General features: G+C 47.7%; 16 protein-coding genes and 2 other annotated features. Of the genes, 13 read left to right on the top strand and 3 right to left on the bottom strand.

Annotation, left to right across the window (positions count from 1 at the left end; all coding sequences use genetic code 11):
• Window positions 1-11 precede the first annotated feature (11 nt).
• Together tsaD and A8708_RS09065 are read left to right on the top strand one after the other, a co-directional pair.
• Window positions 12-1,082 (top strand): tRNA (adenosine(37)-N6)-threonylcarbamoyltransferase complex transferase subunit TsaD, encoded by a 1,071-nt coding sequence (tsaD, locus tag A8708_RS09075; protein WP_068663171.1) that lies wholly within the window; start codon window positions 12-14, stop codon window positions 1,080-1,082.
• A gap of 291 nt (window positions 1,083-1,373) precedes the next feature.
• Window positions 1,374-1,625 (top strand) — a binding site (T-box leader).
• 61 nt (window positions 1,626-1,686) lie between these two features.
• Window positions 1,687-1,946, top strand: a binding site (T-box leader).
• 240 nt (window positions 1,947-2,186) lie between these two features.
• Window positions 2,187-3,764 carry a 2-isopropylmalate synthase gene (locus tag A8708_RS09065; RefSeq protein WP_068663169.1) on the top strand — a complete coding sequence of 526 codons (1,578 nt, stop codon included), beginning with the start codon at window positions 2,187-2,189 and terminating at the stop codon, window positions 3,762-3,764.
• A 540-nt stretch (window positions 3,765-4,304) separates the two neighbouring features.
• On the opposite strand, the gene A8708_RS09060 is transcribed toward A8708_RS09065, so the two are convergent.
• A complete protein-coding gene (locus tag A8708_RS09060) occupies window positions 4,305-6,260 on the bottom strand; it encodes an ABC-F family ATP-binding cassette domain-containing protein (protein WP_068663168.1) in 1,956 nt (651 codons plus the stop codon).
• Window positions 6,261-6,499: 239 nt separating this feature from the next.
• Between A8708_RS09060 and A8708_RS09055 the strand changes: the two genes are divergently transcribed.
• The 8 genes from A8708_RS09055 to groL all read left to right on the top strand — a co-directional run bounded on the left by A8708_RS09055 (window position 6,500) and on the right by groL (window position 13,018).
• Window positions 6,500-7,132, top strand: a complete 633-nt coding sequence (locus A8708_RS09055) for a 5-formyltetrahydrofolate cyclo-ligase (RefSeq protein WP_082927383.1) — start codon at window positions 6,500-6,502, stop codon at window positions 7,130-7,132.
• Between the two features lie 17 nt (window positions 7,133-7,149).
• Window positions 7,150-7,644 (top strand): cyclic pyranopterin monophosphate synthase MoaC, encoded by a 495-nt coding sequence (moaC, locus tag A8708_RS09050; protein WP_274318746.1) that lies wholly within the window; start codon window positions 7,150-7,152, stop codon window positions 7,642-7,644.
• Between the two features lie 106 nt (window positions 7,645-7,750).
• On the top strand, window positions 7,751-8,242 hold the full coding sequence (locus A8708_RS09045; RefSeq protein ID WP_056608535.1) for a MogA/MoaB family molybdenum cofactor biosynthesis protein: 492 nt from the start codon (window positions 7,751-7,753) through the stop codon (window positions 8,240-8,242).
• 17 nt (window positions 8,243-8,259) lie between these two features.
• Complete coding sequence (locus A8708_RS09040; RefSeq protein ID WP_068663369.1) at window positions 8,260-9,267, top strand: molybdopterin-binding protein; 1,008 nt, start codon at window positions 8,260-8,262, stop codon at window positions 9,265-9,267.
• Window positions 9,268-9,325: 58 nt separating this feature from the next.
• Window positions 9,326-9,859 (top strand): twin-arginine translocase TatA/TatE family subunit, encoded by a 534-nt coding sequence (locus tag A8708_RS36755; protein WP_068663167.1) that lies wholly within the window; start codon window positions 9,326-9,328, stop codon window positions 9,857-9,859.
• Between the two features lie 70 nt (window positions 9,860-9,929).
• Window positions 9,930-10,685 (top strand): twin-arginine translocase subunit TatC, encoded by a 756-nt coding sequence (gene tatC / locus A8708_RS09030; RefSeq protein WP_068663166.1) that lies wholly within the window; start codon window positions 9,930-9,932, stop codon window positions 10,683-10,685.
• A gap of 335 nt (window positions 10,686-11,020) precedes the next feature.
• Window positions 11,021-11,302 (top strand): co-chaperone GroES, encoded by a 282-nt coding sequence (groES, locus tag A8708_RS09025; RefSeq protein ID WP_028553854.1) that lies wholly within the window; start codon window positions 11,021-11,023, stop codon window positions 11,300-11,302.
• Window positions 11,303-11,389: 87 nt separating this feature from the next.
• Window positions 11,390-13,018: a chaperonin GroEL gene (gene groL, locus A8708_RS09020; protein WP_068663165.1), complete on the top strand. Its 1,629-nt coding sequence runs from the start codon at window positions 11,390-11,392 to the stop codon at window positions 13,016-13,018.
• 105 nt (window positions 13,019-13,123) lie between these two features.
• Here groL and A8708_RS35315 read toward each other — a convergent pair whose 3' ends face one another.
• The gene (locus tag A8708_RS35315) at window positions 13,124-13,282 is read right to left on the bottom strand and encodes a hypothetical protein (RefSeq protein WP_157264629.1); all 159 of its coding nucleotides are present in this window, start codon (window positions 13,280-13,282) and stop codon (window positions 13,124-13,126) included.
• Between the two features lie 309 nt (window positions 13,283-13,591).
• On the opposite strand from A8708_RS35315, the gene A8708_RS09015 reads away from it, so the two are divergent.
• The 3 genes from A8708_RS09015 to A8708_RS09005 all read left to right on the top strand — a co-directional run bounded on the left by A8708_RS09015 (window position 13,592) and on the right by A8708_RS09005 (window position 18,732).
• Entirely contained in the window at window positions 13,592-13,834 is a 243-nt protein-coding gene (locus tag A8708_RS09015) for a hypothetical protein (protein ID WP_057315025.1), read from the top strand.
• 117 nt (window positions 13,835-13,951) lie between these two features.
• Complete coding sequence (locus A8708_RS09010) at window positions 13,952-15,526, top strand: SWIM zinc finger family protein (RefSeq protein WP_167355867.1); 1,575 nt, start codon at window positions 13,952-13,954, stop codon at window positions 15,524-15,526.
• The gene (locus tag A8708_RS09005; protein WP_068663163.1) at window positions 15,523-18,732 is read left to right on the top strand and encodes a DEAD/DEAH box helicase; all 3,210 of its coding nucleotides are present in this window, start codon (window positions 15,523-15,525) and stop codon (window positions 18,730-18,732) included. Before A8708_RS09010 ends, A8708_RS09005 begins: the two co-directional genes overlap by 4 nt.
• A gap of 105 nt (window positions 18,733-18,837) precedes the next feature.
• On the opposite strand, the gene A8708_RS09000 is transcribed toward A8708_RS09005, so the two are convergent.
• Entirely contained in the window at window positions 18,838-21,366 is a 2,529-nt protein-coding gene (locus A8708_RS09000) for an O-antigen ligase family protein (RefSeq protein ID WP_082927382.1), read from the bottom strand.
• Window positions 21,367-21,411: the final 45 nt, after the last annotated feature.

Raw genomic sequence — 21,411 nt, 5'->3', positions numbered from 1 at the left:
GTAGTGAACAGATGGAACAAGATGGGCAAGTGCAAGGACAGGGACAAGGACAAAATAAAAATTCTACTGCAAAGCCCGTGTATATTCTCGCCATTGAAACGAGTTGCGACGAGACTTCAGTGGCCATCGTTGAAAATGGTAAAATCATTCGCTCGAATGTGATTTCGAGCCAAATCGAAACACATCAACGCTATGGTGGCGTTGTGCCTGAGGTAGCTTCCCGGAAGCATGTGGAGTCGATTACATGGATGCTGGAGGAAGCTGTTACAGAAGCGGGCGTCTCGCTCCATGAGCTCTCCGCCATCGCCGTAACTGAAGGCCCCGGACTGATCGGGGCCTTGCTGGTAGGCGTCGTCGCGGGCAAAGCGCTCGCTTGCGCCCTAGATCTTCCGCTGATTGGTGTTCACCATATCGCGGGACATATTTACGCCAACCAGCTCGTGCATGAGCTGGTGTATCCTTCGATTTCGCTCGTCGTGTCCGGTGGACACACCGAGCTCATTCTACTCAAAGGCCCGGGCCAGTTCCGTATCATCGGGCGTACGCGCGATGATGCGGCCGGCGAGGCCTACGATAAAATTGCCCGGGCAATGGGATTGACTTACCCGGGCGGACCGCACGTGGATCGGCTCGCACAGGAAGCCGATTCCGAGATCAAAATGCCTCGCTCCTGGCTCGAGGCAGATTCCTACGACTTCAGCTTTAGCGGATTGAAATCCGCGGTGCTGAACGTCGTTAACCAGAGCAAGATGCGCGGCGAAACCGTTCAAGTCGCGCAGATTGCCAAGGGCTTTCAAGCATCCGTCATCGACGTGCTTGTTGAGAAGGCAAGCCGCGCCGTGAAGGAATACGGCGCGAAACAGCTCTTGCTCGCGGGCGGCGTCGCCGCGAACAAGGGGCTGCGCAGCAGGCTCGGCGAGCGCTGCGAGCAGCTGGGGGTACCGCTGCTGGTGCCGCCGCACCGGCTCTGCACGGATAATGCGGCGATGATAGGCGCCGCCGCATTCTTAAAGTGGGACAAGCAGGAATTCGACTCGATGGAGTTGAAAGCCGAGCCACAGCTCAAGCTGGAAGAGTGGTAAGTTTGCCACGCCGGTTGTCTACTCTTAATTGGGATCTCAAGCGGCAGAATTCCCTACCATATGGGCAAATAAGATGTTTTCATAACGCTAAATTCCTTAGCGTGTCTTTTCTCCATGCCAAATAGGTGGAAATCATCTAGACTAGCGGCGAGTTAATGTGCCTGCAGCTCTATAGGGTTCTTGAAATCTAGTTACTTCAAGCGCCGATCTAGCGGGTAAGAGATAAAATAAATTTTCAAACAGGTGTATTGACTTTCAAAAAAGTGCATATTATAATCACAATCAATACTTTCAAACGCAACGAACGGGAATAGTAAGGCATGATCAGTTTCGCTCAGAGAGCTGTGCATTTGGTGAAAGCACAGACGAAACGTCACCTGAACTCGCCCGGGAGCGGTAGGACTGATAAGGATGCCAAGGATCCAGCACCCAAGTAGGTCTTGACGGTTGACCCCCGTGATCAGGTACATGAGTGGTTTCGAGCCTAGCAGCTCGGATCAATTAGAGTGGTACCGCGGAAGGTTCAAGCCTGTCGTCTCTTTTATAGAGATGGCAGGCTTTTTTGGTTGTTCTGAAACAAATGTTAACGAAGCAAACACATATAAATAACGCGATGAACAAGAGTAGTAAGGACTCAAGTCTCTGGTACAGAAAGCTGCGGGTTGATGCGACGCAGACCGAGGACGCCCTGAACTCGCTTGGAAGCGGTCATCTTGATCAGCTGGCAGCAGCTGTTAGGGATGGACGGATGACCTCCGTGATCGGGTGATGTAGCGAGCAACTTGCTGGCTATATCTGAGGTGGGCTCCTTCACGGAGCCAACAAGAGTGGTACCGCGCCGGGTAAAGACCCGTCGTCTCTTATGTGGAGATGACGGGTCTTTTTGTCGTCTGTGAAAAGTGCGTTGCAGCCACGATTCACAGCTGTTCATCACGTCGCATCACCACGCAGCTCCAGATAATGCGTCGAAATCGTCCACCGCGCTCGCTGTAGCGATGAAAAACACGCTTACAGCACAAAAAATCTAATCGCAGCAAGGGAATCGCACCCCTTAATTCATATCAAGCTAGCCCTAGACGGGCATACCTTAGGAGGTAAACAACCATGGAAAACAATACAAATACTAATCGCCGCATTCGCATTTTTGATACAACACTTCGTGATGGTGAGCAAGCACCTGGTGCTTCTCTGTACCCGGAGGAGAAAATCCGCATCGCGAGACAGCTTGCGATCATGGGTATCGACACGATTGAGCCGGGTTTCCCGATCTCGAGTCCTGGTGATTTCCAAGCGGTGCAGCAGATTTCTCGTGAGCTGCAAGGCATTGAGATTTGCGGCTTCGCCCGCGCCGTCAAAGCCGACATTGATGCCGCGGTCAAAGCTACGCAAGATGCAGCATCCAGACGCATCCACATGTTCCTGTCCTCGTCGGACATCCACCTGGATTTCCAGCTGCGCAAATCGCGTCAGCAGGTGGTGGAGATGGCTCGCGCGATGGTCGGTTATGCGAAGCAATTCGTCGATCGGATCGAGTTTTCGCCGATGGATGCGACGCGGACTGGAGATGAATTTCTGTTCGAGGTGTTGGAAGCGGTCATCGCGGAAGGGGCAACGATCCTGAATATCCCTGACACAGTAGGCTATGCGCTTCCTGAAGAGTATGGTGCCATGTTCCGCAGAGTGCGCCAAAGTGTAAGAGGCGGCGACACGGTTGAGTATAGCGCCCACTGCCATAACGATCTGGGGCTTGCAGTTGCCAACAGCCTTGCGGCTATCGCTGCAGGTGTCACGCATGTTGAGGTAACTGTGAACGGTGTTGGCGAGCGTGCCGGTAACTGCTCCCTTGAAGAGCTAGTCATGGCGATTGAGACGCGGAAGCATTCGATGGGCGTAGAAACGGGCATCGTGACGAGTGAGATTTTCAACACATCCAAAATGGTCAGTCGCATCATGGGCTTCCCGATTGCCTATAACAAACCGATTGTCGGCCGCAATGCTTTCCAACACGAAGCGGGCATCCATCAGGATGGACTTCTGAAAAACCGTAATACGTACGAGATTATGGACCCTGAAAAGCTAGGCATTCCACGCTCTATGATTATCCTTGGCAAGCACTCAGGCCGCCATGCGCTGAAACATCGTGCCCAGCAGTTCGGCATCGAGCTTACAGGTGAGGAACTAGATACACTATATACACGTTTCAAAGAAGTGGCGGATGAGCAAAAAATGGTCACGGATGATCAACTGATGGAGCTTGTAGGCAGCACGGTTGATGGGCAAATGGAGCCCTTCACACTGTCACATATGCAGGTGGTTTCGAGCAGTGATCGCAATCGCGTTGCTTCCGTGTCGGTTAGAAATAATCAGACGGGCATAGAAAGTGTCTACTCCGGCACGGGAGAAGGACCGATCGAGGCTATCGTGCATTGCCTACAGCAGGCCATTCCGATGGATGTAGAATTCTCCGATCTTGAGCTGCACTCGTTGTCCACAGGCGAGAAAGCAACGGGGGAAGCTGAGGTCACGATCTCCGTCGGAGGCCAGACCTACAAGAACACAGGGATTGACCAAGATGTCCTTGTCGCCGTAGCCAAAGCATTCATATCGGCCTGTAATCAGGCAATTCGGATGCAAAACACCGCAACGTCCGATGGAGCAGAGACTGCGATAACAGCTTCGTAATCAACAACTTTCGTCACATCTAGCTAAATTGTAAGAAAACTTAGATATATACACACCTTGTGAGCAAGGTTATGCACACCCCCTGTGTGTAATGTGTATAACTTGAAGAAAACCCGATAGATCAACCTTTTTTGATGGGTAGTAAGAGGGATAACTTTTTCATAAAAAAATGTGGGTAATGTGGATAACCTTGTGGAAAAATACTGAGAAGGGGGATATGGGGCGGAAAATGCCCCCTTTTTTCTGTGGATAACGTTGTGTATAACAAAACGGGCTTCCACAAAGGCCCGTTTAAATTATCGGAACAATTCGTCATTTTTTTTTAGAAATATTCACACCCTAGGAAGTAAGGATCGGAGGTTTCCGAGAGGACTTTGTGGAAAAATCAAATCAAAGTAGACGATAAGCAACTGCTACTGTGGGTAACTTTGAACATTGTGTGAATTTGTCCACAGGATAGTAGTTCGCCTCCCCAATTCTCTTTACGATATCAACAGCCCAAAAAAAGTCCACGTCAACAGACGTGGACTACTTCCATTTTTAAGCCAATAAAACTTCCCATTCTTCATAACAAGCCGCAAGTGAACTCTTTCGCTTATCAACCTCAGCCGTTTTCTCCTGAACAAGCAGGTAATCGTTATACACAGCCGGGTCCGCTAGCTCAGCTTCGAGCGCTGTCACTTCATCTTCCAGTCGAGCAATATCCAACTCAAGCTGTTCGAGCTTCCGCTGACGACTGCGTTCTTCACGCTTCGCTAGCTTGTCCGCCTCATAACTGCCACCACTGGCAGGATCAGCTTTCACCGCAGCAGCGGAAGAGGAACTTCCGGCAGATTTCTTCTCCGCCTCTTTGGCCAGACGCTGTGCTTCCATTTCTGCAAGCTCCGCTTTTTTCTCCACATAGTCGTCATAGTTGCCGAGATAGCTCGTTAAGCCATCTTTTTGCAGATCGAGCATGCTCTCCGCCATTTTATTGAGGAAGTACCGGTCATGGGAGATGAATAATAAGGTGCCCTCGTAGTCCATCAAGGCTGACTCCAGTACTTCTTTACTATATAAATCCAGATGGTTGGTAGGCTCATCGAGAATCAATACGTTGGCTTTCTGAAGCATGAGCTTGGCAAGAGAAACACGAGCTTTTTCGCCACCGCTTAGTGCAGCTACTTTCTTGAATACGTCCTCGCCGCTAAAAAGAAAGCTGCCAAGCACCGTACGAATACGCGCTTCTTCCAAATGAGGATAGGTGTTCCACACTTCCTCCAACACATTGTTGGACGGATTCAAACCTTTCTGCTCTTGATCGTAATAGCCGATCGTGACGCCAGCGCCCCATTTGAATGTGCCTGCGTCTTGCTGGTGTTGACCTATCAATGTTTTGAGGAGGGTGGATTTCCCGACCCCATTAGGCCCGATAAGCGCAGCGGTCTCGGAACGGCGAAGCTGGAACGAGACACCGTCGAGTAGACGTTTTTTGCCATCGTATGAAAGCGATAACCGGTCAACCTGTAGGACTTCCTTCCCAGAAGTCTGTTCGATTTCAAAGGAGAACGAGGCGCGTTTCAAATCGCCCATCGGTTTATCCAAACGGTCCATTTTCTCGAGTTGCTTACGGCGGGACTGAGCTCTCTTCGTCGTCGAAGCACGTACAATATTACGTTGCACGAAATCTTCTAATTTCGAGATTCCTTCCTGCTGCTTTTCGAACTGTTTCAATTCAATTTCATAATTCGCTTCTTTAATCTCGATAAAACGGGAATAATTGCCCGTATACCGTTTGGATGCATGGCGTTCAATTTCATAAATTGCCGTCACGAGTGCATCGAGGAAATAACGGTCATGGGATACGACGAGAATCGCGCCAGGGTAGCCGCGCAAATAACCTTCAAGCCACGTCAATGTGGCGATGTCGAGATGGTTGGTAGGCTCATCGAGCATGAGCAGATCGGGTTCTTCCAGCAACATTTTAGCTAGCGCCAATCTCGTCTTCTGCCCTCCGCTGAGGGTGTTGACCAAGGTGTCTGGAGCGAACTGACCGAAGCCCATCCCGTGCAAAATACCGCGAATCTTAGCCTCGATTTCATAGCCGCCATGCTCTCGAAACCATTCAGAGCGCAGCGCATACCGATTCATGGTGGACTCATACTTTTTCTCATCGGAGATAAGGTCAGGATCAGCCATTAGGGCTTCCAGCTCACGCAACTCGCGTTCTGTGTCCAATAGTGAACTGAACACGCTAAGAAGCTCGTTCCAGATGGATTTATCTGTGTTGAGACCACTGTTTTGTTTCAAATAACCGATCTTGGTTTCCTTTGCTTTGAACAGATCACCGCTGTCATACGACATTTCACCGGCGATGATTTGAAGGAGGGTAGACTTACCGGCACCATTGACACCGACGAGTCCGATGCGTTCCCTATTTTCAATTTGAAGCGTTATATTGGAGAGTACGGAGCGTACCCCGTAGCTTTTGGAAATGTTAGAAACTTGTAATAGCATGTTGCTGCTACCTCCTGCGTTTTGGATACATATTAATGTAAGAACCTAATTAAGTTGACCTTCGATCTCTGTTTCAATCCCATCAAATCATTAGTATACACGAAGAATGGGGGCAACGCCTGCTTAATTTAGACGGGAAATATAGGCCATTCGGCGGGGTCTCTGGTACGAGTATAGTTTTTTACTTTATTTATGTTAAAATGGGGGAAACCACTCCTCGCTAGGAAGGGCTGTAGCTTATGATGAACATCCGAGAGCGGAAAATAGAATTACGTAAGGAAATGGAAATACGACGTGCTTCGATTGTTGCTGAGATACGCGATGAGAAACAAGAACTCATCAACCAAAGAATGGTGAAGTTATGTGTAGATAAGCTGTATGAACAGGGGAAAATACCGCCTAATTCACAGCCTACGCTGATGAGCTATATGCCTTTTCGTTCGGAACCTGACGTTGCGCCATTGATGGAATGGTGCTGGCAGCAGGGAATTCGTGTACTAATACCGAAAGTAGTGGCAGACACGAAAACAATGAACCTGCACATCATAAGTCGTTATGAGGACCTCGAAAGTGGTGTTTATGGGATTAGAGAACCGCGGAGTGATGTTCCCATCGAACAGGATTTGGGCACGATATCCATGATTGTTGTACCAGGGCTTGCATTTGATCTGGATTTCGGTCGCTTAGGTTACGGAGGGGGCTTCTATGATCGTTTTATGCAGTTATTCGCTGCGCGCGGTTTGAAGAGACCTTTTGCCGTTGCCGCTGCTTTCGATAATCAATTGATTCCTGCTGTTCCTTCTTCTTGGCATGATTTCCGAGTGGACGGGATTGTAACTGAAAGTAAAATGGTCTTCAAAACAGAATCCTAATTATAGAGGTGATTGCAGTGCCCGATTCTTCACCATTGACGCATTTTAATGAGCAGGGACGAGCGCGAATGGTCGACATATCGGATAAAGATGAGACGAAGCGCACAGCAACAGCTCGCTCTACCTTATTAATGAAGTCAGACACGCTTGATTTAATCATTCAGGGCAAAATGAAAAAAGGCGACGTCCTCGCCGTGGCTCAAGTGGCTGGCATCATGGCGGCCAAGAAAACGTCAGACTGGATCCCAATGTGTCATCCCATAGCTTTAACTGGGGTCGATATTCAGTTTTCCAATAATGGCATCAATGAACTATACATAGAAGCAACTGTACGTACAACAGGTCCTACAGGGGTGGAAATGGAGGCCTTAACGGCTGTTTCCGCCGCGGCATTAACCGTGTATGACATGTGCAAAGCTGTAGAGAAAGATATGATCATCAACTCGACGCTGCTCGTTATGAAAACAGGTGGTAAGAACGGGGATTTTCACAGGCAAGACAATAAAGCGTGAGGGTCTAAGATCCAGCGCCAACCTACCGATAATCGGGTGAGGTTCTGCGTATCACGCCGGTTAGTGGGTTGATCTCATTCAGTGAACAAGGGAGAGGTGACGAAGGATGCACTGGAAAGTTGCGATTTTGACAGCCAGTGACCGCGGTTACCGAGGAGAACGAGAAGACACTAGCGCTCAGGTAATCCGCGAGTTGATTGAAGAAGAAATTCAAGGCGAGATCATTGAGTATCGGGTTGTACCGGACGAGATGGATGAAATTATGGCTTCGTTAATTGAAATGACGGATTATTATCAAGCTGATTTAATACTTACAACAGGTGGAACAGGCTTGGCTCCTCGGGATGTCACACCGGAAGCAACGCTCAATGTGATTGATCGGGTTGCACCTGGTTTTGCTGAAGCGATGCGCATGATCTCGATGCAAAAGACGAAGAAAGCGATGCTCTCCAGAGCCGTCTCTGGTATTCGCGGACGCACACTGATCATTAATTTGCCAGGCAGTCCCAAAGGTGTTCAAGAGAACTTGATGGCAATTATTGATCAACTTCCACATGCGCTTGGGATTCTAACAGGCAAAGAAGGCGATCACGGGTGAAATTCAAAGAGACTTCCATGCTGCGCGAAGTGAAAGTGGAAGATGCGATCGGCATGGTTCTGCCGCATGATCTGACGCAGATCTTGCCAGGTGAGTTCAAGGGCCGACTCTTCCGCAAAGGTCACCAGGTGACAGAGGCCGATATCCCTGCCCTGCTGAGCATTGGCAAGGAACATATTTATGTGATGGAGCTGCAGCCCGGCTATCTCCATGAGGACGAGGCTGCTTTGCGCATGGCGCGGGCGATTATCGGGACAGAAAAGTGTACGGATCTAAGAATGACCGAACCGCATGAGGGCAAAGTGAACGTGAAGTCGGAGATTCACGGCTTAGTGAAGATCGATAAGGCGTTCGTCGACAGCGTGAACGCCATCGATGAGGTCGTGTTGTCGACGATTCGCAGCAACACGGTCGTGCAGGGCGGCGCTTCGCTGGTCGGGACGCGGGTCATCCCGCTGATCGTCGACGAAGCGAAGGTTGTAGAGGTCGAGCGCCTTGCGGCCGCTCGACGTGCAGAGGGCTTCACCTTGCTCGAGGTGAAGCCGTTTGGGGCGCTGCGCGTCGGCGTGATCACGACGGGCAGCGAGGTCTTCAAGGGCCGAATCAAGGATAAATTCGGCCCGGTTGTGAAAGAGAAGGTCGCGCAGCTCGGCTCCCAGGTTGTCGACCAACGCTTCGTGTCGGACGACAGCGAAGCGATTGTGGGGGAGATCCACGCGCTAGCTGCGCTAGGCGTGGATTTGGTGTTGGTCACGGGCGGCATGTCCGTGGACCCGGATGATCGCACGCCGGGTGCGATCAAGGCGGCCGGCGCCCGCGTGGTCAGCTACGGCACGCCGATGCTGCCGGGTTCGATGCTGATGATCGCCTATCTAGGCGATCTGCCGATTATGGGCCTGCCGGGTTGTGTCATGCACGACCCGTACACGTCCTTTGATGTGCTGCTGCCGCGCATATGCGCAGGGGAAGAAATCGTGCGTAGTGACATCACGGAGATGGGCTACGGCGGATTTTATCAATGTTAGAAGAGCTTTAGCATACTTTATTTGATTCATAATGCATTACATAATGGAGATGAAGTCCATGTTTCAAAATATAGGATTTACGGAGCTCTTGTTGATTGCGGTCGTTGCGCTTGTCATCTTCGGTCCACAAAAGTTGCCGGAGATCGGCAGAATGCTGGGTAAGACCTTAAGAGATTTCAAGCAAGCGACGAATGAACTGATGAGCGACGAGCCGAAAGCACCGTTAGCTTCCAAAACACCAATTGTACCCGACCCAGTTACGCCTGTAGAGGTTACTAACGTGGTTGCATCCGTTGACGCTTCAGAGACTACGCTTGCACCATCACCGTCAGAACAAGGTGCGATGGACGCTGTAGCTGAGAATAAAGTGGAAACCCAATCAACTAGCTCACCTGCAGTGAAGCCTGCTGTGACGTTCGTCTCTAACAAGTCTTCAGAAGTTGTCCATGTTACTGGGACGGCCGTTCAAGCGGTTGCTCCACAAGCAGCAAACGATGTGTTGATCTCCACTCCTGCAGAAGCATCGGCCCCTACCCCGGCGCCAACGCAGCAGTCAGGCAACACAGGTAAGGCCCGGCGGTTGCCGGATTAATTTTTTGTCATGCAGATTAACAGTGATTCGGTCTTGTAGGCTGGACACTAGATTAGGTAGGTGAAATCCGATGAAGAATGAAGAAATGTCTCTTGTAGAGCACCTTGGCGAGCTTCGCAAGCGAATCATGTGGATATTAGTTGTGCTCGTTATTGGTATGGTCGGTGGGCTCGTTGCAGCGAAACCTATCATTCGGTATCTGAAAAGCATTCCACCAGCTGATGGCATTGGTTGGAACGTGTTCTCCCCGTGGGATGCCTTGCGTTTGTATATGAATTTTGGGTTAGCTGTAGGCCTTCTTATCACATTACCTGTTATTCTGTACCATATATGGGCTTTCGTTAAGCCAGGCTTGCGGGAGACGGAGCAGAAGGCTTCGCTCCTCTACGTACCGTACGCTTTTTTACTCTTTTTATTGGGACTATCCTTCGGATATTGGGTTGTTTTTCCGATGGCGTTTTATTTTACTTCATCGATTAGCAAGAGTTTAGAAATAACAGAGATGTACGGTGCTGCACAGTATTTTACCTTCATGTTTAACATCATTCTTCCGCTTGCCTGTGTTTTTGAGATGCCGATCGTAGTGATGTTTCTCACGAAGATTAAACTGCTGAACCCGAAGCGCCTGCATAAGTTTAGAAGATATGCTTACATGTTGATGGTCATTCTAGCGACCGTTATTACGCCGCCGGATGCGATCTCAGCGATTTTAGTTGCGGTTCCGCTCATTATTTTATATGAATTCAGTGTTTTCATGTCGGGCTTCATTTATCGTAAACAACTTGCGAGCGATGCAGCTTGGGAACTCGAGTTTGGTCCTAAATAAGGAACTAGTTGAACATAGTCCGCCTTCGTGGTGGGCTATTTTTTTCTAAATATTAGAATGTCTAAGTTTCACTTCATAATTCGGCTATATTTCTCCATAAAACGCGCTCTTTCCCTAAGGAAGTGATTAGCCGTCTATTTTGTTTGCAGAGGGAATATTTGGTTATCATTTGGGTAGAATGAGGGGGGTGTCCACAAGAATGAAAAATGTGTAAAAGGACTTGCAAATTACTCCCAGAATGAGTATCATAAGAGGTGTTGTTAGCACTAAACACATTCGAGTGCTAATAACGAAGAAATATAACCAGACAATTTTCTAAAGGAGGCTATTTTTCCATGATCAGACCGTTAGGTGATCGAGTTATCATTGAAGCCGTTGCGAAAGAGGAGACTACAGCAAGTGGCATCGTGCTGCCAGATACAGCTAAAGAAAAACCACAAGAAGGTAAAGTTGTAGCCGTTGGCGCTGGCGCGTTGAAAGATGGCGTACGTGTTCCGCTTGAAGTAAGCGAAGGCGACCGCATCATTTTCTCCAAATACGCTGGAACTGAAGTGAAATACGAAGGCCGCGAACTGTTGATCTTGCGCGAAAGCGACATTCTCGCTGTATTAGCCTAAGTTAGAGCAGCATATAGATCGGCTTTACGTTATTGAAGATTCTTATACGTACTATACATGTTTTTAAATTAGAGGAGGTTTCCTACCGTGGCAAAAGAAATTAAGTTCAGTGAAGACGCACGCCGCGCGATGCTTCGCGGGGTAGATGCTTTGGCGAATGCCGTTAAAGTAACACTAGGTCCTAAAGGCCGTAACGTTGTTCTTGAGAAAAAATTTGGTAGCCCGTTGATCACTAACGATGGTGTTACCATCGCGAAAGAAATCGAGCTTGAAGATGCTTTCGAAAACATGGGAGCACAACTTGTTAAAGAAGTTGCTACCAAAACAAATGATGTTGCCGGTGACGGTACAACAACTGCAACGGTTCTTGCACAAGCGATGATCCGTGAAGGTCTGAAAAACGTTACTGCAGGCGCTAACCCAATGGTTATCCGCAAAGGTATCGAGAAAGCTGTTAAAGCAGCTATCGAAGAGCTTCAAGTTATTGCGAAGCCAATCGAAGGCAAACAATCCATCGCACAAGTAGCGGCAATCTCTGCTGCTGACGATGAAGTAGGCGAATTGATCGCTGAAGCTATGGAAAAAGTAGGTAAAGACGGTGTTATCACAGTTGAAGAATCCAAAGGCTTCTTGACAGAGCTTGAGGTTGTAGAAGGTATGCAATTCGACCGTGGATACACATCCCCATACATGATCACAGATACGGATAAAATGGAAGCAGTTCTAGATAACCCGTACATCTTGATCACAGACAAGAAAATCTCGAACATTCAAGAAATCTTGCCTGTTCTTGAAAAAGTGGTTCAATCCGGTAAACAACTTCTAATCATTGCTGAAGACGTTGATGGCGAAGCACAAGCAACACTTGTTGTGAACAGACTTCGTGGCACATTCACTTGCGTAGCTGTTAAAGCTCCTGGTTTCGGTGACCGTCGTAAAGCGATGTTGGGTGATATCGCTGCTCTAACAGGTGGCCAAGTGATTACTGAAGAGCTTGGATTAGATCTGAAATCAACAACTCCTGATCAATTGGGTAGCGCTCGTCAAATCCGTGTTACCAAAGAAAACACAATCATCGTTGATGGTGCTGGTAACCCAAAAGATATCGCAGCTCGCGTTACACAAATCCGTTCCCAATTGGAAGAAACAACTTCCGAGTTCGATAAAGAAAAACTTCAAGAGCGTTTGGCTAAACTTTCTGGCGGCGTAGCTGTTATCAAAGTTGGCGCAGCGACTGAAACTGAATTGAAAGAGCGCAAACTTCGCATCGAAGATGCTTTGAACGCGACTCGTGCAGCAGTTGAAGAAGGTATCGTTTCCGGTGGTGGTACAGCCCTAGTTAACGTATACAACGCAGTAGCGAAAGTTGTAGCTTCCGGTGATGAGCAAACGGGTGTTAACATCATCCTTCGCTCCCTTGAAGAGCCAGTTCGCACAATCGCAGCTAACGCTGGTCAAGAAGGCTCTGTTATCGTTGAGCGCTTGAAAAACGAAAAAGTAGGCATCGGCTACAATGCAGCTTCCGGACAATGGGTAAACATGTTCGAAGCAGGTATCGTTGACCCTGCGAAAGTAACACGTTCCGCACTTCAAAACGCAGCTTCCGTAGCAGCTATGTTCTTGACTACTGAAGCGGTTATCGCTGATAAACCAGAAGCTAACAAACCAGGTATGCCTGATATGGGCGGCATGGGTGGTATGGGTGGAATGATGTAAGAAGCTCTAACGAGCTTCTGCACATGCAGAGAGAAAGACTCCTTCGGGGGTCTTTTTTTGTTGGCGAGCTGGCGCTAGATGGAGTGAGATAGTCGAAATAATCGACTATCTCAGGTTTGATACTAAATGTCTTTGAACAGATTCTAATTGTTTGACATCTTCTTGCGTTTCTAAGACTGCTTGTCTAATTAAGGGAATGCTCGATGCAAGAGCTTTGATTTCTTTCAATTCTTCTAGAATTTGTAGCATTAAATAATCGCTCATGGGGACAGCCTTCCTTTCCTAGCGTATTTGTTTAAGATATTTTACGAGATGATTTTCATGTAATGTTGTGGCAAGCAACTAGAAATGATTATACAGGTTAAATCCAACACTGTGAACGATAACATAAATTCACTTTTGTTTACTTATAGGCACTTTCCACATAGCCTGGCTCTCTGCCATTTGCTTGGACACCATGCGTGCTTGGCCCACGAGCATTAGCCCATTTATCGAAAAGATAGGCATTGGTACACTCTCTGGACTAGGTTAAGACGTATACTATCTCATACTAACAGAGGAGTTGACGCATTCATGGCTTTACAACCAAACCAAGGAAAACAATTTCAGTGTCCACCTGCTGACCCGATAATGACAGATCCAGAAAGAGTAGTTAGAGACTTTTACCACCCACAAAAGGTTCAAGTTATTCATCCGATTCAAATTGTGAATCGCCATCACTGCGTACCGGTATATGAGCACGTTTATACGTGTACGGAAACCGATGAGTATTGCGGAACTCACCCGCATCCACACCAAGGTATGCTCAGGAAGTAACAGATAAGCACTTCTCGCTAAGAATCATTCGATGATTCTGGCGGGGGGTGTTTTTTTGTAAGGAGGATTGATTATATAATGGTGGAAGGAAATTGTGGGGTAACGGAGGATAGGCACATGCTAGAGTTAGGAATTGATTGGCCGTACTGGATAGAACGGATTCGTCCTAAATTTGATAAAGTGATCATTGCGAGAGGATGGTCCTATTTCAATAAAGGTGTTGTAAGGGATATTGGAGTTGAGGGTACCACGATTATAAAAGCTAGAGTGGACGGAACCAAAAGGTACAAGGTCACCTTGGATCTTAAGAGCTTCACAAGGAGTGGCTGTACGTGTCCGTACGGTTATTACTGTAAGCATATGGCTGCGGTGCTGTTTGAAGTGGCGAAGCAAGCGGGATATGATCCTGAGGAATTTCGTTTTGGTAAAGTGAAGGTAGCGAGGGTAGACCCTGATAACCTGCAGAAACCTAAGCTTAAGACTAGGCTGCCAGAGCCGACGGATAGCTGCGATATGTGGTTGACTTATTTTCATAAACAATATGGCAATGCCAAGATCTATAATGCTTTCAGTCTAGAGGAAGTCTGTATGCGCACGTGGCGTGAGCTCAATAAGCTGGCTGATCCGTGGGAGCCGACCATTCGAGGTGTGTATGATATTCAAGTAGCACTTTATGTCATACAGCTATGCGATACAATGGCGGGTTCTAAGGCGATCACCTATGATTTTTATCAGAATACGAGCTACTATGTCAAACGTGTCTTGAAGAATATCCAGGAGCAGTTGGAAGCGACGCTTCACGTATTAGATGTAAGTAAGGCATTGAAGCAGTACGGTGAACATATGAAAGATATATCGGCGTATCTGGCAGACATATGCAAGAATGGATCAGGCTTGTATCTGTATGATTGGCTAGATTTGTATAAGCTGTTATGGACGCAGTTATTCCAGAATGAGGACATGCTGGAGGCAGAAAAAACTAGGCTTAGGCAGGTGCTTACGGATCCGCGAGCGAGTCAACAAGCGCACCAAGTCGCTACTCTCGGTTCTATTCATTTGGACATTAACCGAAATGAGGATGAAAATGCCTGGGATCGAGCAGACAGTGGCATGTTTGATATTGAGCCGGACTATTGGTTCGATTATTTAAATGGGTTTGTTTTTGAAAGTCAGTGGGATCGGTTGTTGACCTGGTTGTGGTGGTTAAAACCAAGGATGTCGCTGAGCAAGCAATTGTATGTGAATGAGTTTTTACATTACTGGGAGTTGGCGGCGGATCAGCGAGAGGTTGCGAAAGAGCAGCGGGACGTCATGATTTCACTTTTACCTGCAAGTTACGATCACTATGCGAAATTCTTACTGTCCCAAGGTGAGTACCAGGAATGGGCAGATCTCTGTCTTCTTTTGGATCTAACTACAGAACACATCGATGCAACGCAGCTAAAACTCGTTGAGAAGGCGAATGTTCGCTTCCTTCTTCCCATTTATCATCATGCGATTGAAGCATATATACAGGGGAAAAATCGTCTCGATTACATACAAGCTGTCAAGCTGTTGAAGAAATTATCTGCTGCTTATAAAAAGCTGAAGCTACCTCTTCGTTTCGAAGCGTACTTGGAGCAAATCGTCAAACGATACGCTAAGTATCGCGCCTTCACAGAGGAATTACAGAAAGGCGGTTTCTTAGTATGATAACCTTGTCATCGATCTATGTGAAAATCCAAATGCAGCCTGCAGGTAGCTTTGCGATTTATGGGGAAACAGAGGATGCGAACGCGGTTCCTGGATCTATGCTGCGTAAGCTGCTATTTGCCTGGCATGAACGCTCTTTCTATGGGACGCAGTTGGAAGTGATGAGGATTTCACAGGGAGACGCCGTTGTGGTTTCGCCTGCGATGGCTATGGAATATTTGTGTTCACCAGGTGTGCTGCTTCATGGCCGAGTATCTTGGGAAGATGGATTTGTAGAATTGCAAAAGGGAGCTCGCTTTCTAAATGAGGCAATTGTTGCTGGCTGGTATTTGCCTTCCTACGAGCTTTGGCGAGAAGGGCGGAACGGTTGGAAGCTTAGGGTGCCAGCAGAGCATGTTGAGAGGTTTGGGGAGCTTTGCAATGGGGCATTTCCAGAAAGCTTTTGGAAGCGGTGGTTTAGCCAAATCGTTGAAGAGTTGCTTGAGACTGATACGGATTTTGAGCTTGTGAGCGTGTGGAAGGGTGTCCTTCAAGCGAATCGTTTGCTCCAAGTTAACGATATAGGATTCGAGGCATTGCTTTCGGAATCTTCTTGGATGAAGGAAGAGGACTGGCTCCTAGCGATTGGATGGACTGATGACGATATGCCTTATCGAATCTGTGTGCAGCTAGTGGAACCCTATGCCGAGACATATGTCGATGGGACGACGACGGCTAAGGATAACGCAGCCGATTGGCGCCTGCGATTCATTGCACAGGATCGCCGGGATGCCAACCGATTCGTTGAGTTCAGTTCAACGGGCAATGTGTTAATAGGTGAAATTCCCGTTGCTTGGCAGTCAGATATTGCGGATAAGCTTCAAGAGCAAGTGAACCGCATTTTGCGAATGCTGCCAGAGCTCGAGAGTGCGTTTCAACCAGGTAAAATCATCGAGCAATTGTCGGATGATGAGGCGTGGACATTCCTAACCGAATCCAGTCTACAGCTTGTGGCAGCGGGGATTTCCGTCTTTTTACCATCCTGGTGGGAGGAGATACAGAAGATGAGTCGTCCTCAGTTGAAGGCGAAAATCAAAAGCTCCGTGGGATCTACACGTAAAGCTATGTTCGGCATGGATCAGATCATGCAGTTCGATTGGCGTGTGGCGCTAGGCGGGATAGATTTGTCTGAGGAAGAATTTGGGCAATTGGCTCTGGAAAAGAAGCGCTTGATCTATATTCGAGGTAAATGGGTGCAACTGGATCCAGTCTACTTGGAACAAATTCGCCAAGCTATGAAGCAGATTGAGAGGAAGAAGGGGCTGTCCTTTCGGGATGTGTTGGAAATGCATCTGGGAGATGGAGAGGAAGGACTCGCGGCGGATAGTGACGATCAGCGCGGAACCGTAAATGTCAAAGTAGAGTTAAATAGTTATTTGCGCGCCTTGATGAAACAACTGGGTCAGACCCAGTCAATTCCTCTCATTGAGCGGATTGAAGGCTTACAAGCTGAACTTAGGCCTTATCAGGTGCAAGGGGTGTCTTGGCTCCTTTTCCTGCGTAATTTGGGGTTAGGTGGATGTCTGGCGGATGATATGGGGCTAGGGAAGACCATACAGTTTATTGGTTATTTATTGAAGGTGAAGGAGCAGAGTGGGGAAGGTGCAAGGTCGACGGTAAATTCAAGATTAAAGTCAACGTCAGATTCAGGATTCAAAGCAGATTCCAAATCAAGACCTTCGCTACTTATTTGCCCAACCTCTGTGCTAGGCAATTGGCAGAAGGAACTCGCGCGATTCGCGCCGACGCTTCAGATTCAATTTCATTATGGTGCGCAGCGGGCAAAAGGGGAAGCTTTTGAAGCATCGCTAGGTGATGCTGATTTAGTGATTACTTCCTATACGCTCGCACAGTTGGATGAAGAGGAGCTGTCGAGTGTCACATGGGACACGCTCTGCTTGGATGAGGCGCAAAATATCAAAAATGCTTATACGAAGCAGTCGCAAGCGATACGTAAGTTAGAAGCAGGTCAGCGTATTGCTTTGACTGGTACGCCGATTGAGAATCGATTGACCGAGTTGTGGTCGATTTTTGATTTTGTAAACCCGGGGTACCTGGGCACGTTGACTCATTTTAACCGACAGTATGTGGGTCCGATTGAGAAGAATGGGGATGGTGCTAAGGAACTGACGGCTCGTGTTCAGCGCTTGATAAGGCCGTTCCTGCTGAGACGGCTTAAGAAGGATCCAGCGATTCAGCTGGACTTGCCGGATAAGTACGAGGGGAAGGCGTATGTGCGCCTCACCATGGAGCAAGGGGCGCTGTACGAGAATGTCGTACAGAGCTTGATGGAGAAGATTGAGGAGTCACATGGGATCGAGAAGAAAGGGCTCATTCTGACCTCATTGATGAGGTTGAAGCAGATTTGTGATCATCCGGGTTTGTTTTTGAGGGGGTTTGGTGGAGCAGGCGTGAGAGCAGGTGCGAAAGTAAGTGTGAAGGCAGTTGCGAAGGCAGGTGCGAAGGCAGGTGCGAAGGCAGATGAGAAAGCAGATGAGAAAGCAGATGCGAAGGCAAGTGCGAAGGCAGATGAGAAAGCAGATGCGAAGGCAAGTGTGGTAGAAAAAGATGGGCGCGGCGCACTCGCCGCCGCGGTTGATGTGAGAGCGCGCTCAGCGAAGCTGGAGCGGTTGGTGGAAATGATCGACGAACTTAGGAGCGAAGGAGGCAGCTGCCTCATCTTCACCCAGTTCGTCGAAATGGGCCACCTGCTGCAGGCTACGCTTGCGCAGGCGCTGGGAGAGCCCGTGCAGTTCTTGCACGGGGGTGTAAGTGCAGTAAAGCGCGACGCGATGATCGCGCGCTTCCAGGACGCGACGCTTCTTGCAGAGGAGCGCTGCCATATCTTCATCCTCTCGCTGAAAGCAGGAGGAACGGGATTGAACCTGACAGCGGCGAACCACGTGTTCCACTACGACCGCTGGTGGAATCCGGCCGTGGAGAATCAGGCCACGGATCGGGCTTTCCGCATCGGGCAGAAGCGCAACGTGCAGGTGCACAAGTTTATTACGCTCGGTACGCTCGAAGAGCGAATCGACGAGATGATCGAGCGCAAGCGGGGTCTCAGTGACCAAATCGTCGGCACCGGCGAGAACTGGGTCACGGAGATGTCGACAAGCGAGCTGCGCGAGCTTTTTGCGTTAAGGCGTGAATGGATGGAGAAGTGAGATTGAGATTGAGATTGAGCAAGAGAGGCTATCCATCAATAATGGTTGTAGCCTTTTTGCTTTATAGGGGCAAAAAAAAGGCGCCACATCTCTGTGGCACCCTCTCTATTTAGCTGGAAAAACAGCTGCAACAATTGCATCGATATTTTGCTTCTCAGCTGGATCCTTCGCAATTAATTTATTCATTAATGCTTGATCTGGCGTACCTTGTTTTTGTAGTATAGCCAGATACCAACGGACCAATAAGCGGTTCACTTGGTCATCCATGTTCTCAGTTATGTGTGGTTGAATCAGTGCGACAGCACCTTTATAATCGCCGCGCATATAACTGATTTGGCCAATGTTAAGAGCCATCGATGGAGTGACTGCGAATTCACGTCCTTGCATTTGTTCTTTTGGTAAGTTCTTCAGCGAATCAATGCGGGCAAGGACATCTTTGTACGTGGCAAGCGCGTTCTCTAATCTTGAATTGAATTCTTGTGCGTTGCCTTTGGAATTGGCCTCTCCTGCTAGCTCAATATTCAGTGAGATGCTCTTCTCATACATGTCCATGTACCAAGGATAGTTTGGAATTTGAGCGTTTGACCACTCCAAAGCCCCTTGTTTATTCCCTTTGATAAGAAGCATGTTTAACTGTTGCATAGCTACTACGCGGTTATGGGGCTCTTTTTTCAATAGCTGAGACATTAGGTCTTGGGCCTGAGTGAAAAATGGGTCACTCTTCGTAGGATCATTTGGATTTTCCTTCTGCATTTGGCTATAAACTTGAAGAAGGAGTCCAATTCGGCTCACTTGACCTGTTAACAAATAATCCGGATGACCAGGATGCATTGAAATTGCTTTATCGAGAGGTTTCACAATTTGATTATAATCTTTACTTGTTTTAATAACTTCTAGTGAGTCTTTGTAGGAACCGTTAGCAGAAAGAATCTGAGCTGAGATGAAGAACATCACAAGTGACAGTACCGCAATACTTGCAGGGAATATCTTGTGCATAAGGGCTGATTTCGACTTGAATCGCAGTTCACCAGTGGTGCTGTTGCTCAACATCCCACCTAATGCAAGGAAGAGAATCGCACCTAAATACACATAGCTTAAATCGAAGTCAATCATACTGTGGACCAATAGGGAAATCATGATAATGAAAAATAGGAAATGCCCATCTCTCTTTTCCTGAGTGCTTCGAATGTAACTTCGGATATAGAACCAACATACAGCAATAACAAATCCGATAAAAGCAAGGAAACCAAGAGCACCGGCTTCAACCAAATATTGCAGAGCAAAGTTATGGGCCTGACGACTTGTGTATGGATTGTTTTGATACTTTTCATACAGGGAAGCCCAAGCTCCGCCACCAGCACCAATGATGGGATAGTCCGACCATAGCTTAACAGCATCCTTATAAAATGTTCCACGCTCCAAAACGCTGTGCTGTTGGAAGTTGATATTCTCAACACGTGTTTTGACGTTCTCAGGTAGAATGTTCTTAAATCCAGTATCGCTTAGAATAAGAATCGCTCCAACCACACCAATCAAAACAGCTGCGATCGGGAGAACAAATGTTGCATATTTCTTGGAATCAAATCGAGTTGTAACGCGCTCCAACCAAGGCTCACCGAAGCGTTGTATAGCAACGGACAGTCCAGCGAAAACTAAGGAAGCGAGTAGTAGAATCCACCAACCATGCCAAGATTCTGAAGCACTAGGTTGCTTTTGCAGCCCGATGCCAATATCCGTTACCTTTTCTAAAATAATAAGGGAAGTGCCGAACGCTAGTCCCAGTTGAACTAGAGCTAGGATCTGGCGGCTCATTCGGAAGAAGAACATCATAATGAGGAATACCACTGGAATTACGACAATGGCTCCACGAGATAAAGTCAGCCAGAAAGAGACGATAGTTGGAATTAATAAAAACGCATGGATGAGAACTACATACCATTTACGAGATTTAATGATGAAGAATAAAGAACTAAGCGTTATCGTAATTAAAAAAGCAGCGTACGTGTTGGCATACTGGAAGACTGAGGTTAAACGGAGTCCGTTGGAATCTGTCATGATTGCATCACGGTATAGATTTGGATCCGCACCATCCATGAGTGCAAACCAACCAACAAGGTGTCCAGCGAAGGTTTTGTTGCCTAACCAGTACAAAAGTCCGAATAGCACGATGAAATATCCAGAGATCATGAACAATTGGGAAACAATCGACACACCGAGCTTGTTTTTTGTCAAAAATACACCTAAAATGAAGAAAGTTGCATACAGCATTTGGATGTAAACCATATTCGTTGCCAAATAGTGAGAAGACGAATTCGACAAAGAAATAACGTAAGTCAGCGGCATGATGAAGACGAGAATGGTAAGGAGATCTTTCTTTTCTTGAAGCTTAAACACAAATAACGCTAGTATCGCAACAAGCAAAAGGATGATGGAGGACCACACAGAAGCGGAGTAAATACTTCTCTCAAATTCATAGGTACCGCCATTAAACAGCGCCCTTTGAAAAGGTGCCCAGAACATAAATAAGCCCGTAAATACAGCTAATACCCAAAAAATGACAGAGCTTTTATCCGTCGTTATTGTTCCATTCGATTTTGCACGCGAAGCCGCGTAGGCATTCTTACTTGCACTCATTCCAGATAGTCTCCTTCTTCGCTAAAGTTCGACTTTATTTTAGCA

Source organism: Paenibacillus oryzisoli (assembly GCF_001653565.1).
In the GTDB taxonomy this organism is placed as follows: domain Bacteria; phylum Bacillota; class Bacilli; order Paenibacillales; family NBRC-103111; genus Paenibacillus_E; species Paenibacillus_E oryzisoli.
This window is presented reverse-complemented; position numbering and strand designations above follow the sequence as displayed.

Coding starts and splice junctions, on each gene's coding strand:
- tsaD (WP_068663171.1), top strand. CDS start 12: ATGGAACAAGATGGGCAAGTGCAAGGACAGGGACAAGGACAAAATAAA.
- A8708_RS09065 (WP_068663169.1), top strand. CDS start 2,187: ATGGAAAACAATACAAATACTAATCGCCGCATTCGCATTTTTGATACA.
- A8708_RS09060 (WP_068663168.1), bottom strand. CDS start 6,260: ATGCTATTACAAGTTTCTAACATTTCCAAAAGCTACGGGGTACGCTCC.
- A8708_RS09055 (WP_082927383.1), top strand. CDS start 6,500: ATGATGAACATCCGAGAGCGGAAAATAGAATTACGTAAGGAAATGGAA.
- A8708_RS09045 (WP_056608535.1), top strand. CDS start 7,751: ATGCACTGGAAAGTTGCGATTTTGACAGCCAGTGACCGCGGTTACCGA.
- A8708_RS09040 (WP_068663369.1), top strand. CDS start 8,260: ATGCTGCGCGAAGTGAAAGTGGAAGATGCGATCGGCATGGTTCTGCCG.
- A8708_RS36755 (WP_068663167.1), top strand. CDS start 9,326: ATGTTTCAAAATATAGGATTTACGGAGCTCTTGTTGATTGCGGTCGTT.
- tatC (WP_068663166.1), top strand. CDS start 9,930: ATGAAGAATGAAGAAATGTCTCTTGTAGAGCACCTTGGCGAGCTTCGC.
- groES (WP_028553854.1), top strand. CDS start 11,021: ATGATCAGACCGTTAGGTGATCGAGTTATCATTGAAGCCGTTGCGAAA.
- A8708_RS35315 (WP_157264629.1), bottom strand. CDS start 13,282: ATGAGCGATTATTTAATGCTACAAATTCTAGAAGAATTGAAAGAAATC.
- A8708_RS09015 (WP_057315025.1), top strand. CDS start 13,592: ATGGCTTTACAACCAAACCAAGGAAAACAATTTCAGTGTCCACCTGCT.
- A8708_RS09010 (WP_167355867.1), top strand. CDS start 13,952: ATGCTAGAGTTAGGAATTGATTGGCCGTACTGGATAGAACGGATTCGT.
- A8708_RS09005 (WP_068663163.1), top strand. CDS start 15,523: ATGATAACCTTGTCATCGATCTATGTGAAAATCCAAATGCAGCCTGCA.
- A8708_RS09000 (WP_082927382.1), bottom strand. CDS start 21,366: ATGAGTGCAAGTAAGAATGCCTACGCGGCTTCGCGTGCAAAATCGAAT.